Source organism: Alcanivorax profundi (genome assembly GCF_003597125.1).
GTDB classification, from domain to species: domain Bacteria; phylum Pseudomonadota; class Gammaproteobacteria; order Pseudomonadales; family Alcanivoracaceae; genus Alcanivorax; species Alcanivorax profundi.
Window position 1 is genome coordinate 1 of the sequence record NZ_QYYA01000146.1, and the last position, 413, is coordinate 413.

Below are 413 nucleotides of genomic sequence, written 5' to 3' on the forward strand. Positions count from 1 at the left end.
CGCTTATGGGTTACCCCTAAGAACCCCTCTGCGAAAGCGAGCAAAGTAAATCAATTGTAAACAAAGGAAAGAAGCTATGGCAACAAAATCAAGCATACATATCAAGCCTTGCAACATCGCATCGAGCGAGGCACACAACCGAAGGACTGCCGAGTATATGCGTAATATCGGGGAGTCCAGAATCTATGTCGTTCCCGAACTTTCCACCGATAACGAACAGTGGATAAATCCCGACTTCGGCACTCCCGAACTGCGAACTCATTATGACAATATCAAGCAAATGGTCAAGGAAAAGACCGGACGTGCCATGCAGGAAAAGGAAAGGGAACGCAAGGGAAAGAATGGAAAGATTCTCAAGGTGGCGGGATGCTCACCCATCCGTGAAGGAGTATTGCTTATCAGACCGCACCCCA

General features: G+C 47.9%; 1 pseudogene. It reads left to right on the plus strand.

Annotated features, from left to right (window positions below):
- Positions 1-76 precede the first annotated feature (76 nt).
- Positions 77-413: pseudogene (locus D4A39_RS19305) on the plus strand (hypothetical protein); the annotation flags it as partial.